This is a genomic window from Bacillus sp. FSL E2-8887 (assembly GCF_038007205.1).
In the GTDB taxonomy this organism is placed as follows: Bacteria; Bacillota; Bacilli; order Bacillales; family Bacillaceae_G; genus Bacillus_A; species Bacillus_A mycoides.
Map to the genome: position 1 here is coordinate 20,430 of NZ_JBBOWS010000001.1, position 24,309 is coordinate 44,738.

Below are 24,309 nucleotides of genomic sequence, written 5' to 3' on the forward strand. Positions count from 1 at the left end.
CGTCTTTTTTGTGTTTTAAACTTCTTATCAGCCTCAAGTAAGTAATCCTTATTATTTTGATCCTCTCATATTCATTTTCTTTCATCATTTTTGATGTGTAGTTTAAGATTTTCTATTCTATTTTTTGTAGAAGCAATCTATCGGTGTGTTAAAATAGTACAGTTGTTTTTCGAGGTACTTTAATATAGGAAGATTTAAATTTTTTAAGGAGATAATATGAAGAAGATAGGTGTAATTACTATAGTGGTTTTAGTCCTTCTAGCAATTACTTATATGTTAGTCGGGAATTATTTTTATAATTATGCGTTGAATGCGAAACAAGAGAAAGAGTTTTTAGAGGATAATCCTCACTTAGTAGAAACTGTGAATGCATCGGGAGGTGTGTTTGCTACAAATGAAGAAAAGGATGCGAACTTTGTATCAAATCATAAACCTAATATACGAAACATAAATTCTTTCGATAAGTTGAAATTAACAGGTTATGAATATATGAATGAACAATCTAGCCATAAATGGGCAATTGTAGTTCATGGATATGATAGTAGGGCATCGAAAATGACGAAATATATCCGGAATTTTTATGAAGAAGGATATAACGTCATAGCGCCAGATCTTCGTGGGCATGGAAATAGTGAAGGTGATTATATAGGGATGGGCTGGCACGATCGTAAAGATATTTTGATTTGGATTCAACAAATTGTAAAGAAAGACCCTAATGCTGAAATAGCACTCTTTGGAGTTTCAATGGGGGGAGCAACTGTAATGATGACTTCAGGTGAAGAGTTACCCTCTAACGTTAAAGTTATTATTGAAGATTGTGGATACTCAACTGTTATTGATGAATTTACTTATCAATTAAACGATTTATTCCACTTGCCGAAGTTTCCTGTTATGAATGCGGCAAATACAGTTACAAAATTAAGAGCTGGATATGATTTAGAAGAAGCTTCAGCTGTAAAACAAGTAGCGAAAAGTAAAACACCGATGCTATTTATTCATGGGGACGCTGATACATTCGTTCCTTATGAAATGTTAGATGAAGTATATAATGCTGCAAAAGTAGAAAAAGAGAAATTAATTGTTCCAGGTGCTGGACATGGAGAAGCCGAGAAGGTAGATTCGAATAAATATTGGAATACCATATGGGAGTTCGTGGGGAGATACATTCCAGCGTAATTAGATTGTTTTAGATTTGTATTTTGTATATACGATAATCAGAAGGAAATGTTTTTATACTTTTGATTATCGTTTTTTCTATTTAAAAACTCATTTTAGTTTGTAGTATATAAGGTTTGAAGCATAAATTTTTGAATTCCTTATTGCCAGTGCTACAATAATTGAAAACTACATGTTAATGAGGTGTTTCTATGAAAATTGAAGTATGGTCAGATTTTGTATGCCCATTTTGTTATATTGGGAAACGTAGATTAGAAATGGCTTTAGAGCAATTTCCGCATAAGAAAGATGTTGAAGTTGAGTTTAAAAGTTTTGAATTAGACCAAAATGCTCCAATCTATTCTGGAACAAGTATTAATGAAGTACTTGCATCAAAGTATGGGATTAGTATTGAAGAAGCTAAGCGTAATAATATACAACTAGGCAATCATGCAGCTAGTATGGGGTTAAGTTTTAATTTTGAAGAGATGAAGCCGACGAACACTTTTGATGCGCATCGTCTTGCCAAATTTGCAAAGGATCAAGGGAAAGAAAAAGAGATTACGGAAAATCTACTTTGTGCATATTTCACTGAATCGAAAAATTTAAGTGATGTGGATACGCTTGCTACTATTGCTGAAGCTTCAGGTTTAGATAAGCAAGAAGCTCTACATGTTATTAATGATAAAAGCGCATATGCAAATGATGTTAGAATTGATGAAGCGATTGCTCAGCAATATCAAATTTCGGGAGTTCCTTATTTTATTATTAATCAAAAGTATGCTATTTCAGGTGCGCAACCACTTGAAACTTTTGTTGGTGCACTTCAGCAAGTTTGGGAAGAAGAGAATCCTGCACCTAAGTTACAAGAGCTTTCTTCAGAGGGTGGAAGCGATATGTCTTGTACGGATGAAAGTTGTTCTGTACCTTCAAAAGAACAATAGTTTTTATGATGGAATAGCAACCCATAGAGTGTTTCATGGGTTGCTATTCTATTCTTATAGAAGAGGTATATAAATAGATAAATTAATAACGTAAATAGGATTTATAAAAAAATGAAGTTTTTTATAAAAACATATTGACGATTGTAGGTTAGAGGTGTAATATAGAACAAGTCGCCGATAGCAACAACGCAGAAAGCGACAAAAGAAATAAAAAAACTTGGTTGACATTGAAATATGAAAATGTTAACATAAGGGAGTCGCAAATGAGCGGCAAACAAGTTCTTTGAAAACTGAACGAAACAAACAACGTGAACGTCAATTTTTATTTTTAGATGCTAGACAAACTAACTTTATTGGAGAGTTTGATCCTGGCTCAGGATGAACGCTGGCGGCGTGCCTAATACATGCAAGTCGAGCGAATGGATTAAGAGCTTGCTCTTATGAAGTTAGCGGCGGACGGGTGAGTAACACGTGGGTAACCTACCCATAAGACTGGGATAACTCCGGGAAACCGGGGCTAATACCGGATAATATTTTGAACTGCATAGTTCGAAATTGAAAGGCGGCTTCGGCTGTCACTTATGGATGGACCCGCGTCGCATTAGCTAGTTGGTGAGGTAACGGCTCACCAAGGCGACGATGCGTAGCCGACCTGAGAGGGTGATCGGCCACACTGGGACTGAGACACGGCCCAGACTCCTACGGGAGGCAGCAGTAGGGAATCTTCCGCAATGGACGAAAGTCTGACGGAGCAACGCCGCGTGAGTGATGAAGGCTTTCGGGTCGTAAAACTCTGTTGTTAGGGAAGAACAAGTGCTAGTTGAATAAGCTGGCACCTTGACGGTACCTAACCAGAAAGCCACGGCTAACTACGTGCCAGCAGCCGCGGTAATACGTAGGTGGCAAGCGTTATCCGGAATTATTGGGCGTAAAGCGCGCGCAGGTGGTTTCTTAAGTCTGATGTGAAAGCCCACGGCTCAACCGTGGAGGGTCATTGGAAACTGGGAGACTTGAGTGCAGAAGAGGAAAGTGGAATTCCATGTGTAGCGGTGAAATGCGTAGAGATATGGAGGAACACCAGTGGCGAAGGCGACTTTCTGGTCTGTAACTGACACTGAGGCGCGAAAGCGTGGGGAGCAAACAGGATTAGATACCCTGGTAGTCCACGCCGTAAACGATGAGTGCTAAGTGTTAGAGGGTTTCCGCCCTTTAGTGCTGAAGTTAACGCATTAAGCACTCCGCCTGGGGAGTACGGCCGCAAGGCTGAAACTCAAAGGAATTGACGGGGGCCCGCACAAGCGGTGGAGCATGTGGTTTAATTCGAAGCAACGCGAAGAACCTTACCAGGTCTTGACATCCTCTGAAAACTCTAGAGATAGAGCTTCTCCTTCGGGAGCAGAGTGACAGGTGGTGCATGGTTGTCGTCAGCTCGTGTCGTGAGATGTTGGGTTAAGTCCCGCAACGAGCGCAACCCTTGATCTTAGTTGCCATCATTAAGTTGGGCACTCTAAGGTGACTGCCGGTGACAAACCGGAGGAAGGTGGGGATGACGTCAAATCATCATGCCCCTTATGACCTGGGCTACACACGTGCTACAATGGACGGTACAAAGAGCTGCAAGACCGCGAGGTGGAGCTAATCTCATAAAACCGTTCTCAGTTCGGATTGTAGGCTGCAACTCGCCTACATGAAGCTGGAATCGCTAGTAATCGCGGATCAGCATGCCGCGGTGAATACGTTCCCGGGCCTTGTACACACCGCCCGTCACACCACGAGAGTTTGTAACACCCGAAGTCGGTGGGGTAACCTTTATGGAGCCAGCCGCCTAAGGTGGGACAGATGATTGGGGTGAAGTCGTAACAAGGTAGCCGTATCGGAAGGTGCGGCTGGATCACCTCCTTTCTATGGAGAATTGATGAACGCAGTTCATCAATAAACGTTGACTTGTTTTGTTTCGTTCAGTTTTGAGAGAACTATCTCTCAAGTTTAAATGTATGTTCTTTGAAAACTAGATAACAGTGTAGCTCATATTTTTTTAATTTTAGTTTGGTTAAGTTAGAAAGGGCGCACGGTGGATGCCTTGACACTAGGAGTCGATGAAGGACGGGACTAACGCCGATATGCTTCGGGGAGCTGTAAGTAAGCTTTGATCCGAAGATTTCCGAATGGGGAAACCCACTATACGTAATGGTATGGTATCCTTACCTGAATACATAGGGTATGGAAGACAGACCCAGGGAACTGAAACATCTAAGTACCTGGAGGAAGAGAAAGCAAATGCGATTTCCTGAGTAGCGGCGAGCGAAACGGAATCTAGCCCAAACCAAGAGGCTTGCCTCTTGGGGTTGTAGGACATTCTATACGGAGTTACAAAGGAACGAGGTAGACGAAGCGACCTGGAAAGGTCCGTCACAGAGGGTAATAACCCCGTAGTCGAAACTTCGTTCTCTCTTGAATGTATCCTGAGTACGGCGGAACACGTGAAATTCCGTCGGAATCTGGGAGGACCATCTCCCAAGGCTAAATACTCCCTAGTGATCGATAGTGAACCAGTACCGTGAGGGAAAGGTGAAAAGCACCCCGGAAGGGGAGTGAAAGAGATCCTGAAACCGTGTGCCTACAAATAGTCAGAGCCCGTTAATGGGTGATGGCGTGCCTTTTGTAGAATGAACCGGCGAGTTACGATCCCGTGCGAGGTTAAGCTGAAGAGGCGGAGCCGCAGCGAAAGCGAGTCTGAATAGGGCGTTTAGTACGTGGTCGTAGACCCGAAACCAGGTGATCTACCCATGTCCAGGGTGAAGTTCAGGTAACACTGAATGGAGGCCCGAACCCACGCACGTTGAAAAGTGCGGGGATGAGGTGTGGGTAGCGGAGAAATTCCAATCGAACCTGGAGATAGCTGGTTCTCCCCGAAATAGCTTTAGGGCTAGCCTTAAGTGTAAGAGTCTTGGAGGTAGAGCACTGATTGAACTAGGGGTCCTCATCGGATTACCGAATTCAGTCAAACTCCGAATGCCAATGACTTATCCTTAGGAGTCAGACTGCGAGTGATAAGATCCGTAGTCAAGAGGGAAACAGCCCAGATCGCCAGCTAAGGTCCCAAAGTGTGTATTAAGTGGAAAAGGATGTGGAGTTGCTTAGACAACTAGGATGTTGGCTCAGAAGCAGCCACCATTTAAAGAGTGCGTAATAGCTCACTAGTCGAGTGACTCTGCGCCGAAAATGTACCGGGGCTAAATACACCACCGAAGCTGCGAATTGATACCAATGGTATCAGTGGTAGGGGAGCGTTCTAAGTGCAGTGAAGTCAGACCGGAAGGACTGGTGGAGCGCTTAGAAGTGAGAATGCCGGTATGAGTAGCGAAAGACGGGTGAGAATCCCGTCCACCGAATGCCTAAGGTTTCCTGAGGAAGGCTCGTCCGCTCAGGGTTAGTCAGGACCTAAGCCGAGGCCGACAGGCGTAGGCGATGGACAACAGGTTGATATTCCTGTACCACCTCTTTATCGTTTGAGCAATGGAGGGACGCAGAAGGATAGAAGAAGCGTGCGATTGGTTGTGCACGTCCAAGCAGTTAGGCTGATAAGTAGGCAAATCCGCTTATCGTGAAGGCTGAGCTGTGATGGGGAAGCTCCTTATGGAGCGAAGTCTTTGATTCCCCGCTGCCAAGAAAAGCTTCTAGCGAGATAAAAGGTGCCTGTACCGCAAACCGACACAGGTAGGCGAGGAGAGAATCCTAAGGTGTGCGAGAGAACTCTGGTTAAGGAACTCGGCAAAATGACCCCGTAACTTCGGGAGAAGGGGTGCTTTCTTAACGGAAAGCCGCAGTGAATAGGCCCAAGCGACTGTTTAGCAAAAACACAGGTCTCTGCGAAGCCGTAAGGCGAAGTATAGGGGCTGACACCTGCCCGGTGCTGGAAGGTTAAGGAGAGGGGTTAGCGTAAGCGAAGCTCTGAACTGAAGCCCCAGTAAACGGCGGCCGTAACTATAACGGTCCTAAGGTAGCGAAATTCCTTGTCGGGTAAGTTCCGACCCGCACGAAAGGTGTAACGATTTGGGCACTGTCTCAACCAGAGACTCGGTGAAATTATAGTACCTGTGAAGATGCAGGTTACCCGCGACAGGACGGAAAGACCCCGTGGAGCTTTACTGTAGCCTGATATTGAATTTTGGTACAGTTTGTACAGGATAGGCGGGAGCCATTGAAACCGGAGCGCTAGCTTCGGTGGAGGCGCTGGTGGGATACCGCCCTGACTGTATTGAAATTCTAACCTACGGGTCTCATCGACCCGGGAGACAGTGTCAGGTGGGCAGTTTGACTGGGGCGGTCGCCTCCTAAAGTGTAACGGAGGCGCCCAAAGGTTCCCTCAGAATGGTTGGAAATCATTCGTAGAGTGCAAAGGCATAAGGGAGCTTGACTGCGAGACCTACAAGTCGAGCAGGGACGAAAGTCGGGCTTAGTGATCCGGTGGTTCCGCATGGAAGGGCCATCGCTCAACGGATAAAAGCTACCCCGGGGATAACAGGCTTATCTCCCCCAAGAGTCCACATCGACGGGGAGGTTTGGCACCTCGATGTCGGCTCATCGCATCCTGGGGCTGTAGTCGGTCCCAAGGGTTGGGCTGTTCGCCCATTAAAGCGGTACGCGAGCTGGGTTCAGAACGTCGTGAGACAGTTCGGTCCCTATCCGTCGTGGGCGCAGGAAATTTGAGAGGAGCTGTCCTTAGTACGAGAGGACCGGGATGGACGCACCGCTGGTGTACCAGTTGTTCTGCCAAGGGCATAGCTGGGTAGCTATGTGCGGAAGGGATAAGTGCTGAAAGCATCTAAGCATGAAGCCCCCCTCAAGATGAGATTTCCCATAGCGTAAGCTAGTAAGATCCCTGAAAGATGATCAGGTTGATAGGTTCGAGGTGGAAGCATGGTGACATGTGGAGCTGACGAATACTAATAGATCGAGGACTTAACCATATAATATGAAGCAATGTTATCTAGTTTTGAAGGAATATACCTTCATCAGTTTGGTGATGATGGCAGAGAGGTCACACCCGTTCCCATACCGAACACGGAAGTTAAGCTCTCTAGCGCCGATGGTAGTTGGGACCTTGTCCCTGTGAGAGTAGGACGTCGCCAAGCAACTTTAAGACGAGTCAGAATGACTCGTCTTTTTTGTATGCTTTCATACCTCTGTTAATTGCCTGCTTAACTCCTTCTAAATAGGCGAATCCATGCCTTTTATCTGGTTCTAAGTAAGTACCTTCTGCCCATTCATTCCACGCATTAATAAATAAAAACTCGCTGTTGTAAAGAGAATAGGTACGCTGGATTTGTTTGCTTAAATATATCGTGAACTTCCTAGGGGTAGAACCTAGGAAGATGCTGCTATTTAAGTCTTTGCGGCGTGCTGTATTGTCCCAGTCAACAAAGGCACCAGGAAATGTTTTTTTCTCTGGAGGAGATCGCTTTAGTATATACATCCACACTTTATCATAATCCCAAGCGTTTATTTGTTTACCAGACTCATATATTGTCTTATTTATGTCTGAAGAGCTATCATGAGCAATTGTATAAAAAGGCTCGAATTGAATGCTAGCATCAAATCCATTTATATTAGGAAGTGGAAAGCTGTTTAATGTTTCTGCAAAGTATATACCTTTCAAACCATTTTCTTGTGCGAGTGTATTCCAATAATGAAGCATTTGTTCACAATGAGGGATATGCCCGGGACGATAAATAATGAATAGTGGTTTATCGTCTATACGGATATATCTCTCATCTTGGAAAGCTTGCAATAAATACTCAAAGTGTTCTTTCCAATCCGATAATTCTCCATAATTTTGAGGCATTAATATGTGACTATCAAGACCATCCCAAGTTTTTGTCCACGGTTCATTTGCCCAAGAAAGGCAAAATGGAAAATCTGGTTCCTTCATCTTAAGTACCTCATTAAAGGGTGCCTCCAATAGCCTCTTCCCTTTAAACCAGTAATGGTAATAACAAAAACCATATATGCCATGTGCTTTGGCGATTTCTGCTTGCCATTTTCTTACGGATGGGGTGGTTAAGTCATAATAAAAATCTTGATAAGGTTCTCTAGGTTGGTAATGTCCTGAAAATAAAGGTCGTGCACTTTTAGTATTTGTCCATTCAGTAAACCCTTTCCCCCACCATCGGTCATTTTCTTTTATTTGATGAAACTGTGGTAAGTAAAAAGCGATTATTTTCAAGATATATCCCCCTTATGTTCTTCGTAGTTCAAGTGGTGGGAAGTTACTTTTGATTTTTCGAATCTAGTTAAAACATGAGATATGTTATTTACTTACTGTGTTTATGCTGCATAATGAATTCTTTTGTGCAGTTTGCTTGATATGGAAATCTTTGATGAGTTAAGATATACGGCTGAGATACAAAATGATCTTCATTATACAATGAGCGAAAAGAGTTAATCTTTTTGGAGAACAAATAGAGCTTGGGGTAACCGGTTTGTATCATCAAAAAAGTCCCGTAGCTTTAAATACTTCTCATAGTGGTTTTTAATATAAGTTCTAGGTATAACGGTTTCCCCATAGAAGCTACTGTTTCTAACGTCTCCAGCTCCCGTAGGGCTGTGGATAAAATTGCCGCTTTCATAATCCGAGATGGCACGATTTATATCTGGAAAAGCTTGAGATAAAGTTTTATGCCACCCAGTTTGAATTAATTCAGGGTGTTCCTTGAATTGTTGACAGAAATCGAGAAAATAGCGTGCTTGTGTTGTTGCGATGAAGATTCCACCTGGACGAAGAATTCTTGAGAACTCCTTTATCCAATTTTCTGCTGTTTCTTCGGATAAATGTGAGAATACAGAATAAGCGAATATGATATCTAATGAATTGTCATTAATAAATTCTACAGGAGGTTGTGGGGGAGCTATTTTATACCTGCCTCTTCCTAACGTTTCGTTGCAAAGGTTAATCATTGCAGGATCTACATCAATACCAAGTAAATTTTTATGGCGAACATCTTTGAAAAAGAAGCGTATGATTCTTCCCCATCCGCAACCAAAGTCTAAAATTTTCCGTTCTTTATTCAAGGGAACGCCTAAATTTTGGGCATATGTTTTTACAAGGCTATAAAACAAATATGCTTCATAAAGAGCATGTTCATAGGAAGCACCTACAAACTGTTGTTGAATTTCTTCGGAGGGGAACATAGGTACTGGGATGCCATTTATCTTTGTTTGTGAGCAACTTTGTATAAATAGATTAAGAAGTTCAACATCAGAAAGCGGGCTAACAAGGTTATCAAAATCACTTCCTAACTTAAAGTTATTCATTTGTTAACCTCCAAATTATATAGTGCCTAAAAATCATTTTCGTGTTTTTCACTAATAAAAACATGTAGAAATTCAGCATCTAACCCCAGTGATCTATCCTTTTGTAAATAAACAATGGTATACATATTTGCATGTGTATAAATATATTCAATCATATCTTGACCCCAATCAAATGTTACTAAAGACCCGTTCTCATCAATAGGATTACCATGATAAATTGGCTCCTCAATATATTCGATTCCTTCTTTATTGATTCTTGCTCTTTGTAAAGTCTTTGTGAGTGTATGATACCAAGGGACAGTAAACACATGAGCGCCGCCAGGCTTTAATACACGCTCTATTTCTTTAAAGGCTTTGTTTGGCTCCATTACATGTTCAAAGACATCTTGAGTAATGAATAAATCAAAAGATTCATTTTGAAAAGTCATGTCTTCTAAGTTCTCGCATCTAATCCCTTGAAAGTATTGACCGAGAGGGTAGTTTTTAAAGTATTGAGAGTATGTATAGTTTTTGCAGTTTTTTATTAGTAGTTGAGTTGTAATTCCTCCAGGAGAGGATTCGTGGATATGATAGGAACCCCATTTTGGAAAAAATGTATTTAAAACATGGATTAGAGCGCGCTGCCTTGGTATAGAGTGGCATGTAGAACATAAGTAGTGATCTCTAAGCCAATCATTATGCTCTATAAATGTAGCTTTCTTCTCACAAATAACGCAATATCCATTATTGTGCTTCAAATTACCTTCCACATGACATCACTCCTGTGTAAAAAAATGCATATGACACACACGTCAACAATCAGCGAAATCAAAGAGAGTGGGTGGAAATTAGGGAACTCATAAAAGTGAGATTGGTAGAATGGAATAATTAGCGGGAGAGAACCCCACGCTAATTAAAGTTTCACTTTATGCTATGCGATACATTCGCTTTTATTCATTGAAGAATGTATCGACTTAGAATATCCCTTTTGTGTACGGATACATTTCAAAGTCTTGTGCATATATTTCTGTAACTAAATCCATGGTTTCTTTATCATAAAAACTTTCATATGTTGGAAAGCGGGGGAAGGATGCATCTGTAATGCTAAGTTCTGCATAGCTTCCCGTATAAAGCATCTTATGAGCACGATGATGATCTGAATTTATAAGAAGCGCTAAATTTGATTTAGTCAAATCGTACGTGTGTTCTATCTTGGTGATTTGTGTATTAAAATCTTCTAAAGGAATATAGTATTGGATGAAGTTTTCTTCACCTGGGACGTATTGCTGACTAAAATGTATATCTATTGCTAGGGAATTGGAACCGAATGCTTGAACGTAATATAAAAATTGTTTAAATGATATTCCTTGATTACTATATTTGTCATTATAAAAACAATGCCGGATACTTTCCCATTGAGGGCTAGCATATGGATTGTCAGCAAGCAATAAAAAGGAGCTGACCGCCCTTGTATAGGGATTCCGTACAAGTTTACAAACATCTTTTTTTGCTGTTAGAAGCCCATTTTGTAACTCTGGTATGTAGTTGGTGTTGTTTTTATACACCCAGAATTCATAGTAATGAATAAAGTCATGGTATTTCTTTGCTTCAGGAAATAATCCAATTTGAAAAAAGAACCAATTAGCTAAAGTAGTACATCCGCTTCTATGGCTCCAAAATAGTATAAGTGGAAAGTCTTTATGGAAATGTGGGATTCGATCTTTATGTAGGATTACATGATTTAAAAGCTCTTGATTTACACTCTTCATACATGTAGTGCTCCTTTTTGAAAGTTTTATTTATGGAGAAGGTTTTTAAATAGAATAAACGAGAATATGAGAAGGAAAGTTTTTACTAATCCAATATATTCATGGGAATGAGTAAATATTATGAGTGTTTTTGCGGTCATCTTAAATAAGGTATCGATTCTAAAAGGAAAATATAAAATAAAGATAATGAAAATTTATAAAGGGCATACAATTATAAGAGAATGAATAATAGAGGTGACCAAGTTCGTTTATTTGTATTTCTAGGTGTGATAAGCAAAAAACTTATTACTAGAGAGGATATTATGAGGAAGAATAATTATTTAATAGTAGGTGGAAATAGTTTCATTGGTATAAACCTCGCATTAGGTTTATTGAAACAAGGTCAAAATGTAAAAGTATTTTCCAGACATATAAATAATTTCCCTCAAAATATTATAAGTGAGGTTGAATTTATTAAAGGTGATTTAGCGAATGTTAAAGATATATATAAAGCTTTAGTGAGTGTGGATATTATTATTTATTTAGCTGCAACGTCTAATGTAGCAACTTCAATTGAAGATGTTTTCGGAGATATAAACAGTAGCTTTTTTTTTCTTAACTTCATGGAAAGTGTTAAAAATTTTCCTGTTAAAAAAATTGTATTAGCATCTTCTGGAGGCACGGTTTATGGTGAACCGGAATATTTACCTATTGATGAGGAACATCCATTAAAACCACTTTCTCCTTATGGAATAACAAAAGTATCGCTTGAAAATTACTTGTACTTTTATAAGAAAAAATACGGAATTGACTATGTTGTATGTAGATATTCTAATCCATATGGAAAGTATCAAAATCCTTTAAAGAAAGTTGGGGCAATAAATTGTTTTTTGTATCAGCATCTCAGTAATGAAAAGATTAATATATATGGGAATCCACAAGAGATTATTCGAGATTATATTTATATCGATGATTTAGTTGAAATCACTATACAACTATCGCAATTAAATCGTTTGAAATCTTGTGTGTATAACATAGGGAGCGGCAAGGGTCTCTCTTTAAAACGAATTATAGTAGAATTGGAGAAATTAACGGAAAGAAAAGTGGACTTTACCTGCTATAAACAAAGGCAAGAAAATGTTCAAAAAATCATTTTAAATATAGATAGAGTAAGACGAGAATGTAATTGGGAACCGAAAATAGATTTCAAAAGTGGAATTAGATTAAATAAGCTATGGATTGAAGAGTTCTTATATAGTAAAAAATAATAAGCCATGCCCTACTTTTGTATCAGTAGAGCGTGGTTTATTATTTTATTTCTTTTTTTATTACCCAAAGGTCTTGATGTTCCCACCAAAAACCTTCAGTGTATTTTTTGATGACAGGGTTATAAGGTAATAATTTAATTTTGTCACATACGTAAGAGGGACTAACGATCGTTTGCCCATATTGATGAACATCCAAATCCAATTGTTCACTAGAAGGGAGAAACCAATAACCCTGTTTATTTAAATCTGGAAAGCTGAAGTACTTTTTACTTTGATAACCATGAGTTGTGAAAATGAGTAAGCCTTCAGGAGAAACAGCATTATACAATGTTTGAAGCCAACGAAACCAAGTTGTATCAGGCATATGAGAAAAAAAGGATAGACAAAAGACGATATCATACGTAGACGAGGCTAATTTTACTTGTTCAGGTTCAGGGTGAGATAAGATAGAAGAAGTATTTAATGTGTTTTCAATAAAAGTAATAGCCTCTTCATGTATATCACAGGTAGTTATACTTAAGTTCGTTTGTGGGTTTAATAAATGACGTGTTACGCAGCCATATCCGGATGCGAATTCTAATACTTTAATGGGAGTGTCTATAGGGGGATAAAAGGAAGTAATTAAATCTAAAAGTGTTTCTGCGGATTTTCTCCCATCTTGAAAATAATAATCTATCGCTTCTTTTTTAGATGGGAAGACTGGATTAGTGACAAGGAATTGAAAGATATGATCCTCTGGATGGATACTTGCATTTACATTGTATTTGTGTGCAAATTGAGAAAGCAAATCTTTATTTGCTTCTATAAATTCTTTCAAAGAGTAACCCCCCTTAAATGATAGTAACGTTTTACAAGAGATACTGATGGCGAAGAAAATATATCATTAAATCTTCAAATATGCTTTAAGGTACTTTCTATATGTGTACATTTTCTTTTTTGAAATATCGTCGATAGTAAAGGTTTCTTTAATGAAATTCTGCATTTGTACAACTTCACTGTAATGGGCATATGAATCTTCTGTTCTCGTTACGCTATTTGTATGTCGTCTATGATAGTTTAGCGGTTTTGGATTGAAATAAATGTTCCCCTCTTTAAGAATAGAAACATAGAAAAACCAATCACCAGCTACTTTAAACTTTTCTAATTGTTTTTCTGTTGTTTTTATATCTATGTTTTTAAAAACTACACTTGAGACATTAGGTATGGTGTTTTTAATAAGTAATGTATCTTGTATTTCATCTATCCCTTTTCGGAAATAAGAACTTTTCCATTTTTCTTTATCAATATCATTTGTGTAATCTAAATAATGATTGGCTAGGATATTTCCTTGTTCATCTATTTGTTTTGATTGTGTGTAGCTTAAGGTAACATCACCATTTATATGAAACCCTTGTATTACTTCTTCTAAAAATGTCTGATCACATAAGTCATCAGCCTCTGCAATCCAAATATAATCACCGGTTGCTGCAGAGATGCCTTTTATCCATTGTTTAAATACAGAACCAGAGTTTTTATCATTAATAATCTGCTGAACTTTTAGGTGGGGCTTATTTTCGTTTGAGAGCAGTTGTTCAAATATAGATACGCTATTGTCAGTAGAGGCATCGTCTAGGAAAATTAGTTCGTAAAGGGGATAGGTTTGGTTTAATATGGATTTAACTCGGTCAGATAAGTATTTTTCGTAATTATAGTTCGGTATGATTACGCTTATTTTTTTGTAATTATGATCAAGTAGGTTTAACAGTTGATAAATGTAATGAAGAAAGTTGAAATCTTTTTCAATAAGCTCTTGGCCAAAGCGCCCATTTTGTAATCGTAAGTCTTCATCTCCAATAAATTCATATATTCTTTCCAGCATCTGCGGTAAATTTAAAAAGTCTACTAAGGCGCCAGTTTGTTCCGTAACAACATCTTCAAAACCTCCAGCGTTTTTAAACCCTATAACAGGGACTTTTGTATCTAATGCCTCTAAAACAACGTTTGGAAAAGGATCTTCTCTTGAAGTTAATAAATATAAATCAGCCCCGGCATTATATAAACCGATATCTGGAGTAGGCTCAACTAATGTGAAATGTGCTGTATATCTTGGGGATAGCGTGTTAAAGAAATGAACATCTGTTCTCCCGACCCAGATAAAATGAATATTCGTATGAACCTTTCTTACTGAGTAAGCAATAAGTGAGAATAAATCTATCCCTTTCCGATGATCAGCGAAACCTACTCCTAAAATGATTTTGCTATCTAGAGGCAGGTTGTGTTTTTTTCGTAATTCGCTTCTAGCTTTTGCAATATTGTTCTTATAAGGATTGTGGTTAAACAAGCCTTGAGGGAGGATGTGACATTTTTGATGATCTAATTGGGTGATTGTACGGAATTTTTCATACACGTACTGTGAAGGGAAGACAATTTTGTAAGCGAACTGGGCAATGTTTCTAGCTTTCCCCTCGGCAGAGTACTGTTGTATTAAATGCGGCAATTCATGTATTAATGAAATAACTTTTATATTGTGTTTAGCTAGTAATGCAACTATATCACCACTTATGACGGTACTACATATGGCGGTGGTATAGTCTTGTGATAGTAACTTCTTTATTAATAATTCGACCCTTTTTTCTGTTGGGTAGTCTTCCTCTAGGCAATAAACAGGACCATACTTTTGAAAATCGTGGATTAAAATGCCCGTTCCAATAGAAATAATTGCGACGGAGTAATGAAAGTTTTCTTTAAGAGCTTTAATAGTATGTAAAGAAAGCAGCTGTGCTCCGTGGAAATGGGCATCATGGGATACATAAATGATCTTCTTATTAACATGCATTTCATAACGCCTCCTAAGTTAATTAGATTTTTAGTAAATGCATGGTGTATGTATAATTCCTAGAGAGAAGTGGTAGGAGATAATTGTGAATGCAGCTGGAATGTACTCGAAATAAAAAGTGCTACCTTTAATATATATTTGTTTGGCTTGCTATTCATTCTTTAGAAAGGTGTAAGTAAGAAAGTATAAACTGTCGATTATGAAAGTGATTGCACCAGTCTATTAATCTCTAGGAACGGTGTATAAATGAAGAAGGTTCAATACCCTTTAGAATTTATAAAATAAAAAGGATAAAAGGTATTGACGATTAGGATATAGAGGTGTAATATAGAACAAGTCGCCGATAGCAACAACGCAGAAAGCGACAAAACAAAATGAAAAACTTAGTTGACATTGAAATATGAAAATGTTAACATAAGGGAGTCGCAAATGAGCGGCAAACAAGTTCTTTGAAAACTGAACGAAACAAACAACGTGAACGTCAATTTTTATTTTTAGATGCTAGACAAACTAACTTTATTGGAGAGTTTGATCCTGGCTCAGGATGAACGCTGGCGGCGTGCCTAATACATGCAAGTCGAGCGAATGGATTAAGAGCTTGCTCTTATGAAGTTAGCGGCGGACGGGTGAGTAACACGTGGGTAACCTACCCATAAGACTGGGATAACTCCGGGAAACCGGGGCTAATACCGGATAATATTTTGAACTGCATAGTTCGAAATTGAAAGGCGGCTTCGGCTGTCACTTATGGATGGACCCGCGTCGCATTAGCTAGTTGGTGAGGTAACGGCTCACCAAGGCGACGATGCGTAGCCGACCTGAGAGGGTGATCGGCCACACTGGGACTGAGACACGGCCCAGACTCCTACGGGAGGCAGCAGTAGGGAATCTTCCGCAATGGACGAAAGTCTGACGGAGCAACGCCGCGTGAGTGATGAAGGCTTTCGGGTCGTAAAACTCTGTTGTTAGGGAAGAACAAGTGCTAGTTGAATAAGCTGGCACCTTGACGGTACCTAACCAGAAAGCCACGGCTAACTACGTGCCAGCAGCCGCGGTAATACGTAGGTGGCAAGCGTTATCCGGAATTATTGGGCGTAAAGCGCGCGCAGGTGGTTTCTTAAGTCTGATGTGAAAGCCCACGGCTCAACCGTGGAGGGTCATTGGAAACTGGGAGACTTGAGTGCAGAAGAGGAAAGTGGAATTCCATGTGTAGCGGTGAAATGCGTAGAGATATGGAGGAACACCAGTGGCGAAGGCGACTTTCTGGTCTGTAACTGACACTGAGGCGCGAAAGCGTGGGGAGCAAACAGGATTAGATACCCTGGTAGTCCACGCCGTAAACGATGAGTGCTAAGTGTTAGAGGGTTTCCGCCCTTTAGTGCTGAAGTTAACGCATTAAGCACTCCGCCTGGGGAGTACGGCCGCAAGGCTGAAACTCAAAGGAATTGACGGGGGCCCGCACAAGCGGTGGAGCATGTGGTTTAATTCGAAGCAACGCGAAGAACCTTACCAGGTCTTGACATCCTCTGAAAACTCTAGAGATAGAGCTTCTCCTTCGGGAGCAGAGTGACAGGTGGTGCATGGTTGTCGTCAGCTCGTGTCGTGAGATGTTGGGTTAAGTCCCGCAACGAGCGCAACCCTTGATCTTAGTTGCCATCATTAAGTTGGGCACTCTAAGGTGACTGCCGGTGACAAACCGGAGGAAGGTGGGGATGACGTCAAATCATCATGCCCCTTATGACCTGGGCTACACACGTGCTACAATGGACGGTACAAAGAGCTGCAAGACCGCGAGGTGGAGCTAATCTCATAAAACCGTTCTCAGTTCGGATTGTAGGCTGCAACTCGCCTACATGAAGCTGGAATCGCTAGTAATCGCGGATCAGCATGCCGCGGTGAATACGTTCCCGGGCCTTGTACACACCGCCCGTCACACCACGAGAGTTTGTAACACCCGAAGTCGGTGGGGTAACCTTTATGGAGCCAGCCGCCTAAGGTGGGACAGATGATTGGGGTGAAGTCGTAACAAGGTAGCCGTATCGGAAGGTGCGGCTGGATCACCTCCTTTCTATGGAGAATTGATGAACGCAGTTCATCAATAAACGTTGACTTGTTTTGTTTCGTTCAGTTTTGAGAGAACTATCTCTCAAGTTTAAATGTATGTTCTTTGAAAACTAGATAACAGTGTAGCTCATATTTTTTTAATTTTAGTTTGGTTAAGTTAGAAAGGGCGCACGGTGGATGCCTTGACACTAGGAGTCGATGAAGGACGGGACTAACGCCGATATGCTTCGGGGAGCTGTAAGTAAGCTTTGATCCGAAGATTTCCGAATGGGGAAACCCACTATACGTAATGGTATGGTATCCTTACCTGAATACATAGGGTATGGAAGACAGACCCAGGGAACTGAAACATCTAAGTACCTGGAGGAAGAGAAAGCAAATGCGATTTCCTGAGTAGCGGCGAGCGAAACGGAATCTAGCCCAAACCAAGAGGCTTGCCTCTTGGGGTTGTAGGACATTCTATACGGAGTTACAAAGGAACGAGGTAGACGAAGCGACCTGGAAAGGTCCGTCACAGAGGGTAATAACCCCGTAGTCGAAACTTCGTTCTCTCTTGAATGTATCCTGAGTACGGCGGAACACGTGAAATTCCGTCGGAATCTGGGAGGACCATCTCCCAAGGCTAAATACTCCCTAGTGATCGATAGTGAACCAGTACCGTGAGGGAAAGGTGAAAAGCACCCCGGAAGGGGAGTGAAAGAGATCCTGAAACCGTGTGCCTACAAATAGTCAGAGCCCGTTAATGGGTGATGGCGTGCCTTTTGTAGAATGAACCGGCGAGTTACGATCCCGTGCGAGGTTAAGCTGAAGAGGCGGAGCCGCAGCGAAAGCGAGTCTGAATAGGGCGTTTAGTACGTGGTCGTAGACCCGAAACCAGGTGATCTACCCATGTCCAGGGTGAAGTTCAGGTAACACTGAATGGAGGCCCGAACCCACGCACGTTGAAAAGTGCGGGGATGAGGTGTGGGTAGCGGAGAAATTCCAATCGAACCTGGAGATAGCTGGTTCTCCCCGAAATAGCTTTAGGGCTAGCCTTAAGTGTAAGAGTCTTGGAGGTAGAGCACTGATTGAACTAGGGGTCCTCATCGGATTACCGAATTCAGTCAAACTCCGAATGCCAATGACTTATCCTTAGGAGTCAGACTGCGAGTGATAAGATCCGTAGTCAAGAGGGAAACAGCCCAGATCGCCAGCTAAGGTCCCAAAGTGTGTATTAAGTGGAAAAGGATGTGGAGTTGCTTAGACAACTAGGATGTTGGCTCAGAAGCAGCCACCATTTAAAGAGTGCGTAATAGCTCACTAGTCGAGTGACTCTGCGCCGAAAATGTACCGGGGCTAAATACACCACCGAAGCTGCGAATTGATACCAATGGTATCAGTGGTAGGGGAGCGTTCTAAGTGCAGTGAAGTCAGACCGGAAGGACTGGTGGAGCGCTTAGAAGTGAGAATGCCGGTATGAGTAGCGAAAGACGGGTGAGAATCCCGTCCACCGAATGCCTAAGGTTTCCTGAGGAAGGCTCGTCCGCTCAGGGTTAGTCAGGACCTAAGCCGAGGCCGACAGGCGTAGGCGATGGACAACAGGTTGATATTCCTGTACCACCTCTTTATCGTTTGAGCAATGGAGGGACGCAGAAGGATAGAAGAAGCGTGCGATTGGTTGTGCACGTCCAAGCAGTTAGGCTGATAAGTAGGCAAATCCGCTTATCGTGAAGGCTGAGCTGTGATGGGGAAGCTCCTTATGGAGCGAAGTCTTTGATTCCCCGCTGCCAAGAAAAGCTTCTAGCGAGATAAAAGGTGCCTGTACCGCAAACCGACACAGGTAGGCGAGGAGAGAATCCTAAGGTGTGCGAGAGAACTCTGGTTAAGGAACTCGGCAAAATGACCCCGTAACTTCGGGAGAAGGGGTGCTTTCTTAACGGAAAGCCGCAGTGAATAGGCCCAAGCGACTGTTTAGCAAAAACACAGGTCTCTGCGAAGCCGTAAGGCGAAGTATAGGGGCTGACACCTGCCCGGTGCTGGAAGGTTAAGGAGAGGGGTTAGCGTAAGCGAAGCTCTGAACTGAAGCCCCAGTAAACGGCGGCCGTAACTATAACGGTCCTAAGGTAGCGAAATTCCTTGTCGGGTAAGTTCCGACCCGCACGAAAGGTGTAACGATTTGGGCACTGTCTCAACCAGAGACTCGGTGAAATTATAGTACCTGTGAAGATGCAGGTTACCCGCGACAGGACGGAAAGACCCCGTGGAGCTTTACTGTAGCCTGATATTGAATTTTGGTACAGTTTGTACAGGATAGGCGGGAGCCATTGAAACCGGAGCGCTAGCTTCGGTGGAGGCGCTGGTGGGATACCGCCCTGACTGTATTGAAATTCTAACCTACGGGTCTCATCGACCCGGGAGACAGTGTCAGGTGGGCAGTTTGACTGGGGCGGTCGCCTCCTAAAGTGTAACGGAGGCGCCCAAAGGTTCCCTCAGAATGGTTGGAAATCATTCGTAGAGTGCAAAGGCATAAGGGAGCTTGACTGCGAGACCTACAAGTCGAGCAGGGACGAAAGTCGGGCTTAGTGATCCGGTGGTTCCGCATGGAAGGGCCATCGCTCAACGGATAAAAGCTACCCCGGGGATAACAGGCTTATCTCCCCCAAGAGTCCACATCGACGGGGAGGTTTGGCACCTCGATGTCGGCTCATCGCATCCTGGGGCTGTAGTCGGTCCCAAGGGTTGGGCTGTTCGCCCATTAAAGCGGTACGCGAGCTGGGTTCAGAACGTCGTGAGACAGTTCGGTCCCTATCCGTCGTGGGCGCAGGAAATTTGAGAGGAGCTGTCCTTAGTACGAGAGGACCGGGATGGACGCACCGCTGGTGTACCAGTTGTTCTGCCAAGGGCATAGCTGGGTAGCTATGTGCGGAAGGGATAAGTGCTGAAAGCATCTAAGCATGAAGCCCCCCTCAAGATGAGATTTCCCATAGCGTAAGCTAGTAAGATCCCTGAAAGATGATCAGGTTGATAGGTTCGAGGTGGAAGCATGGTGACATGTGGAGCTGACGAATACTAATAGATCGAGGACTTAACCATATAATATGAAGCAATGTTATCTAGTTTTGAAGGAATATACCTTCATCAGTTTGGTGATGATGGCAGAGAGGTCACACCCGTTCCCATACCGAACACGGAAGTTAAGCTCTCTAGCGCCGATGGTAGTTGGGACCTTGTCCCTGTGAGAGTAGGACGTCGCCAAGCAACTTTAAGACGAGTCAGAATGACTCGTCTTTTTTGTGTTTAATGAAATAAGCTTGTTATTAATGGCTCAAGAAATCCATTGGTAACAAGCTTATTTGTTTAAAGATAAATGTATTTATCTAATATGGACTTCCGGTAAAATCGTTATTTATCATATCTTCACTTTGTTTTTTACATCGATAAGCTTAAAACGTTCGCAAACGAGCAGCATATCTTCAGAAAAACTAAGACCAAGTTCGCTTAGTTCCTTTGTAAAAAACTGAATATGGGTATCTCTCCAGTAACTATAGGTACGATCGCCTTCGCCTTCAGCGATAGCGAATTCTTCAGTCACTTCATTCATTGGTATTATAGTTACTTCTATTGTCTTAATAATAGCTACAGGTTCATCCTGACTATTGAGTACAATACTATAATCGTTAGTTGTTGGTAGTGATTCATTTTCTAATTCATAAAAAATATGGCCCGAGCATGTTGCGGTTTTTACACCATCAATGACTAGTTTAGCGAGATAATCAGGAGAATCACCAAATTGCCAAGCTGTAACAGATTCTGGTTTTTTATTGTTTCCCCAATAAGTATCCCAATATGATTGTGCTAATGGATTCATTTGTATATTTACCTCACTTTAATTTTTTTATAAGCCTTGAGCAACTTGCTTATTTGTAATAGTTTTGTAGTCATATAAAATCTGGGTTGTTGTATTACGGATTAATACAAGTAATACGTGAAGGAATATGGTTTATAAACTTGTTCTGTCCATTTATGTCCATTTTCCCCGTAGACGCCCATATTAATAGACGGGATGTTCAATTTTCGAATTGTTTCGTATGGTAATGGATATAGTTGTTATGTAGTCTATTTGTGATTTGGGCTGCAATAAAGTTAGGGTCAATGCCCGATCACCTACACGTACTTCGCTTCCATAAATATAGAAACAAGGAAGAAGTGATGTATAGCAAAGGGGTGAGAACATTAGTTCTATCGTGGTGTAATGGGTAGACTCAATCAATTGAGGTGCTTATTTTTACTTCAGTATATGTGTATAAAGAAGAAATGCTATTACTAGGTTCGGATTTCAAATATAGCTTTTAACGTTACATATTTTAATGAAGTGTTGTTTAGAGGTAAAGAATATTCTGGTTATTAATATTGATCTATTATCCACTATGCCATATTGAAGTGAGTAATACTAGAGGTGAAATAGATAAAAACCGATATTCCTTGAATATCGGTTTAATAATATGTGACTTATATGAAGCTATAGCAATACGAAAAGTGTAAATACAATGGCTAACAAAATACGATAATATGCAAAAGGTTTTAAACCTATCTTTTCTAAAAGCTTCAGGAAGGTTACTACCGCTAGCATTGCTACAAGAAAAGAGGTAATGAATCCTACCGCAAACATAGGAATATCATCTACACTTAAATACTTCCAACTTTTTAATAAGTCTAACCCTGTAGCTCCGGCCATTACAGGAATGGCAATGAGAAAAGAGAACTCAGATGCAGCCTTATAATTTACTTTTGCTAATAGCCCTCCAGAAATAGTAGAGCCCGCTCTAGAGAAGCCAGGATATACTGCTAAGCATTGAAATAATCCAATTGTTAATGCTTGACGGTATGTTAAATCATCTAGTGAAAAGGCGGTTGCCTTTGCTTTTTTTGCTTCTGCAAAAATCATAAGAATTGCTCCTGCTACAAGTCCGATTACGACAGTATACGGCTGAAATAAGTATGTTTTAATAACATCATGTAATAATAGGCCAACAACTACTGCTGGGAATACACCGAGAAAAACATGTAATGCATTGAATTTTTTCTCTTTCCGTAGAAGGGGTTTAATATTACATAAAGAAACAAGGCGTTTATGATATAAAATCGCGATAGCTAAAATTGCCCCTAACTGTATGACAATTTCAAACGTTTTTGCCCTTTCTCCTTCAAAACCTAATAAATGTCCGACTAATATAAGATGGCCAGTAGAAGAGATGGGTAAAAATTCAGCTAACCCTTCTACAATACCAAGTATGAAGGCAATGATAAGATCGCTCATAGTTTCACTCCTATAAATTAATGAATATCCACCCTTTTAAAATAGAATAGTGTTGTAATAAATCCGAAAATCGCTGTTACTGCAATGATGATATAAGAATACTCTGATGGATAAGTCGGTTGTAATTCGTTATTTGCTATATCTAGAGTAGCGGTCCATGGGAATAGGTCTTTATGTTTTGAATTTACGATCATAAGGTTAGTCATTGTAATAATGATTGTTAATATAATAGGCGGTACATAGGTCTTCATTACAAGAGTTAGTAGTACAATAGGTGAAGACAAAAGAAAGAGAAGTCCACCACATATTAAAAATTTTATGAGAGAGCCTAAAAGTAAGGTGATACTAAACCCAGGGAAGCTACCTATTAGCCCTAATAATAAAGTTAGCGTCCAAGCAACTAAAGTTAGCATCATGATCCAAAGGAATAGAAGGATAAACTTACTTATAATAAAGCTAATACGTGATACTGGGATAGTTAGCAAATTTTTTAATGTATCTTCCGTGTATTCACGGGTAAATAGATAAGCGATCACAACTCCATATAAGGGGAATCCTATAATTAAAGTAGTGTATAGGTTAACTTCAGTGAACAGTTGACCAAATAAAATAGTTGGAGTAGGTTGCTTTGTCTTCATGTGTATATAAGAAGCTACAACCACTAAAAATGGCGCGACACCTGCTCCGATAATACTAATCAAAAACATATTGGATCGTTTCAATTTTAATAGTTCTGTATAAAGAAGATTAACCAATTGTGCCACCCCCAACTAGTTTGGTGAAATAATCTTCTAGTCTATCTTCGCTCATCACAATTTTTAATACTTCAATATCGTTACGAACTAATGTTCTGTTGATGTGTCCCTGCTGTCCAAAGTGAGAATAAACGCGAATATTTCCTTCATCATGTACCTCATAATCAAAAATTTGAAAATGATTTTCTAATAGCATCGCAGCTTTATTATCATTATTTACTTTGAATTCTATGTACTTACGATTGGCTTTACGCAGTGTATCAAGAGAAACTTCTTCTAATAACCTTCCTTCATGAATAATTCCCATACGATCGACTAGTTGTTCCACCTCAGCTAATATATGACTAGAAATGAGTATCGTTATATTTCTTTCTTGAGCTAAAGATTTAATGAGTTTTCGCATTTCTTTAATACCGATTGGATCTAGTCCGTTAGTTGGTTCATCTAGTATGAGTAGTTCAGGATAATGGAGAAGAGCACGTGCGATTCCTAAGCGTTGCTTCATTCCTAAAGAGTATTTTCCTACTAATTTTTTTGTTTCGTGCTGCAAGCCTACAATTTCTAATGCTTCTTCAATTGCATTCCTTTTGTGAACACCAATTATCTTTGCATTAATTAATAAGTTCTCTCTTGCAGTTAAGTTTTCATAAAATCCTGGGACTTCAACGATAGAACCGATTCTTCTTAAAATGTCTTTTGGATTCCGAAGTAAATCCTCACCGAATATTTCTATATTTCCACTTGTAGGTTTTATAAGACTAAGCAGCATACGGATTGTAGTTGTTTTACCAGCACCGTTACGCCCTATGAATCCATAAATCTCTCCTTGCTGTACATTTATATTTAGATTATCTACTGACTTTTGGTTCCCATAAACTTTAGTAAGGTTTGTCGTTTTTATAATTGTATTTATAGGGTGCACCTACTTTCTATAAGTTCTTAATTACATAATAAAAAGGAAGGTTTAACTG

The 24,309-nt window shown here is 40.6% G+C and carries 13 protein-coding genes, 6 rRNA genes and 1 pseudogene; 9 read left to right on the top strand and 11 right to left on the bottom strand.

Annotation, left to right across the window (positions count from 1 at the left end; all coding sequences use genetic code 11):
* Positions 1-216: 216 nt before the first annotated feature.
* The 5 genes from NSQ08_RS00090 to rrf (NSQ08_RS00110) all read left to right on the top strand — a co-directional run bounded on the left by NSQ08_RS00090 (position 217) and on the right by rrf (NSQ08_RS00110) (position 7,234).
* Positions 217-1,176, top strand: a complete 960-nt coding sequence (locus NSQ08_RS00090) for an alpha/beta hydrolase (protein ID WP_033709745.1) — start codon at positions 217-219, stop codon at positions 1,174-1,176.
* A gap of 191 nt (positions 1,177-1,367) precedes the next feature.
* On the top strand, positions 1,368-2,099 hold the full coding sequence (locus NSQ08_RS00095; RefSeq protein ID WP_002035454.1) for a DsbA family oxidoreductase: 732 nt from the start codon (positions 1,368-1,370) through the stop codon (positions 2,097-2,099).
* Between the two features lie 350 nt (positions 2,100-2,449).
* A 16S ribosomal RNA gene (locus tag NSQ08_RS00100) occupies positions 2,450-4,001 on the top strand.
* Positions 4,002-4,147: 146 nt separating this feature from the next.
* Positions 4,148-7,069 (top strand): 23S ribosomal RNA (locus NSQ08_RS00105).
* Positions 7,070-7,118: 49 nt separating this feature from the next.
* A 5S ribosomal RNA gene (gene rrf, locus NSQ08_RS00110) occupies positions 7,119-7,234 on the top strand.
* The 16S, 23S and 5S rRNA genes sit together here, the layout of an rRNA operon.
* A 14-nt stretch (positions 7,235-7,248) precedes the next feature.
* Here rrf (NSQ08_RS00110) and NSQ08_RS00115 read toward each other — a convergent pair.
* The 4 genes from NSQ08_RS00115 to NSQ08_RS00130 all read right to left on the bottom strand — a co-directional run bounded on the left by NSQ08_RS00115 (position 7,249) and on the right by NSQ08_RS00130 (position 11,161).
* Positions 7,249-8,325: a glycosyltransferase WbsX family protein gene (locus NSQ08_RS00115; protein WP_002140175.1), complete on the bottom strand. Its 1,077-nt coding sequence runs from the start codon at positions 8,323-8,325 to the stop codon at positions 7,249-7,251.
* Positions 8,326-8,540: 215 nt separating this feature from the next.
* Complete coding sequence (locus NSQ08_RS00120) at positions 8,541-9,413, bottom strand: class I SAM-dependent methyltransferase (protein ID WP_088038215.1); 873 nt, start codon at positions 9,411-9,413, stop codon at positions 8,541-8,543.
* A gap of 26 nt (positions 9,414-9,439) precedes the next feature.
* On the bottom strand, positions 9,440-10,162 hold the full coding sequence (locus tag NSQ08_RS00125; protein ID WP_012260218.1) for a class I SAM-dependent methyltransferase: 723 nt from the start codon (positions 10,160-10,162) through the stop codon (positions 9,440-9,442).
* 204 nt (positions 10,163-10,366) lie between these two features.
* Positions 10,367-11,161 (bottom strand): sulfotransferase family 2 domain-containing protein, encoded by a 795-nt coding sequence (locus tag NSQ08_RS00130; RefSeq protein ID WP_113710488.1) that lies wholly within the window; start codon positions 11,159-11,161, stop codon positions 10,367-10,369.
* 302 nt (positions 11,162-11,463) lie between these two features.
* On the opposite strand from NSQ08_RS00130, the gene NSQ08_RS00135 reads away from it, so the two are divergent.
* Positions 11,464-12,408 (top strand): NAD-dependent epimerase/dehydratase family protein, encoded by a 945-nt coding sequence (locus tag NSQ08_RS00135; protein WP_033708635.1) that lies wholly within the window; start codon positions 11,464-11,466, stop codon positions 12,406-12,408.
* A gap of 40 nt (positions 12,409-12,448) precedes the next feature.
* Here NSQ08_RS00135 and NSQ08_RS00140 read toward each other — a convergent pair whose 3' ends face one another.
* Together NSQ08_RS00140 and NSQ08_RS00145 are read right to left on the bottom strand one after the other, a co-directional pair.
* Complete coding sequence (locus tag NSQ08_RS00140) at positions 12,449-13,225, bottom strand: class I SAM-dependent methyltransferase (RefSeq protein ID WP_340770093.1); 777 nt, start codon at positions 13,223-13,225, stop codon at positions 12,449-12,451.
* 66 nt (positions 13,226-13,291) lie between these two features.
* Positions 13,292-15,223, bottom strand: a complete 1,932-nt coding sequence (locus NSQ08_RS00145; protein WP_340770095.1) for a glycosyltransferase — start codon at positions 15,221-15,223, stop codon at positions 13,292-13,294.
* A 516-nt stretch (positions 15,224-15,739) separates the two neighbouring features.
* On the opposite strand from NSQ08_RS00145, the gene NSQ08_RS00150 reads away from it, so the two are divergent.
* From NSQ08_RS00150 to rrf (NSQ08_RS00160), 3 genes are all read left to right on the top strand, one after another.
* Positions 15,740-17,291, top strand: a 16S ribosomal RNA gene (locus NSQ08_RS00150).
* 146 nt (positions 17,292-17,437) lie between these two features.
* Positions 17,438-20,359: ribosomal RNA gene (locus tag NSQ08_RS00155) — 23S ribosomal RNA — on the top strand.
* A gap of 49 nt (positions 20,360-20,408) precedes the next feature.
* Positions 20,409-20,524: ribosomal RNA gene (rrf, locus tag NSQ08_RS00160) — 5S ribosomal RNA — on the top strand.
* A gap of 151 nt (positions 20,525-20,675) precedes the next feature.
* Here rrf (NSQ08_RS00160) and NSQ08_RS00165 read toward each other — a convergent pair.
* From NSQ08_RS00165 to NSQ08_RS00180, 5 genes and pseudogenes are all read right to left on the bottom strand, one after another.
* Positions 20,676-21,134 (bottom strand): ASCH domain-containing protein, encoded by a 459-nt coding sequence (locus NSQ08_RS00165; RefSeq protein ID WP_340770098.1) that lies wholly within the window; start codon positions 21,132-21,134, stop codon positions 20,676-20,678.
* A gap of 27 nt (positions 21,135-21,161) precedes the next feature.
* Positions 21,162-21,361: pseudogene (locus NSQ08_RS29835) on the bottom strand (peptidase M20); the annotation flags it as partial.
* A gap of 424 nt (positions 21,362-21,785) precedes the next feature.
* The gene (bacA, locus tag NSQ08_RS00170; RefSeq protein ID WP_137077042.1) at positions 21,786-22,583 is read right to left on the bottom strand and encodes an undecaprenyl-diphosphate phosphatase; all 798 of its coding nucleotides are present in this window, start codon (positions 22,581-22,583) and stop codon (positions 21,786-21,788) included.
* Between the two features lie 17 nt (positions 22,584-22,600).
* Positions 22,601-23,338, bottom strand: coding sequence for an ABC transporter permease (locus NSQ08_RS00175; RefSeq protein ID WP_002124852.1), 738 nt, complete (start codon positions 23,336-23,338; stop codon positions 22,601-22,603).
* Positions 23,331-24,260 carry an ABC transporter ATP-binding protein gene (locus tag NSQ08_RS00180; protein ID WP_137077041.1) on the bottom strand — a complete coding sequence of 310 codons (930 nt, stop codon included), beginning with the start codon at positions 24,258-24,260 and terminating at the stop codon, positions 23,331-23,333. Before NSQ08_RS00180 ends, NSQ08_RS00175 begins: the two co-directional genes overlap by 8 nt.
* Between the last annotated feature and the right edge of the window lie 49 nt (positions 24,261-24,309).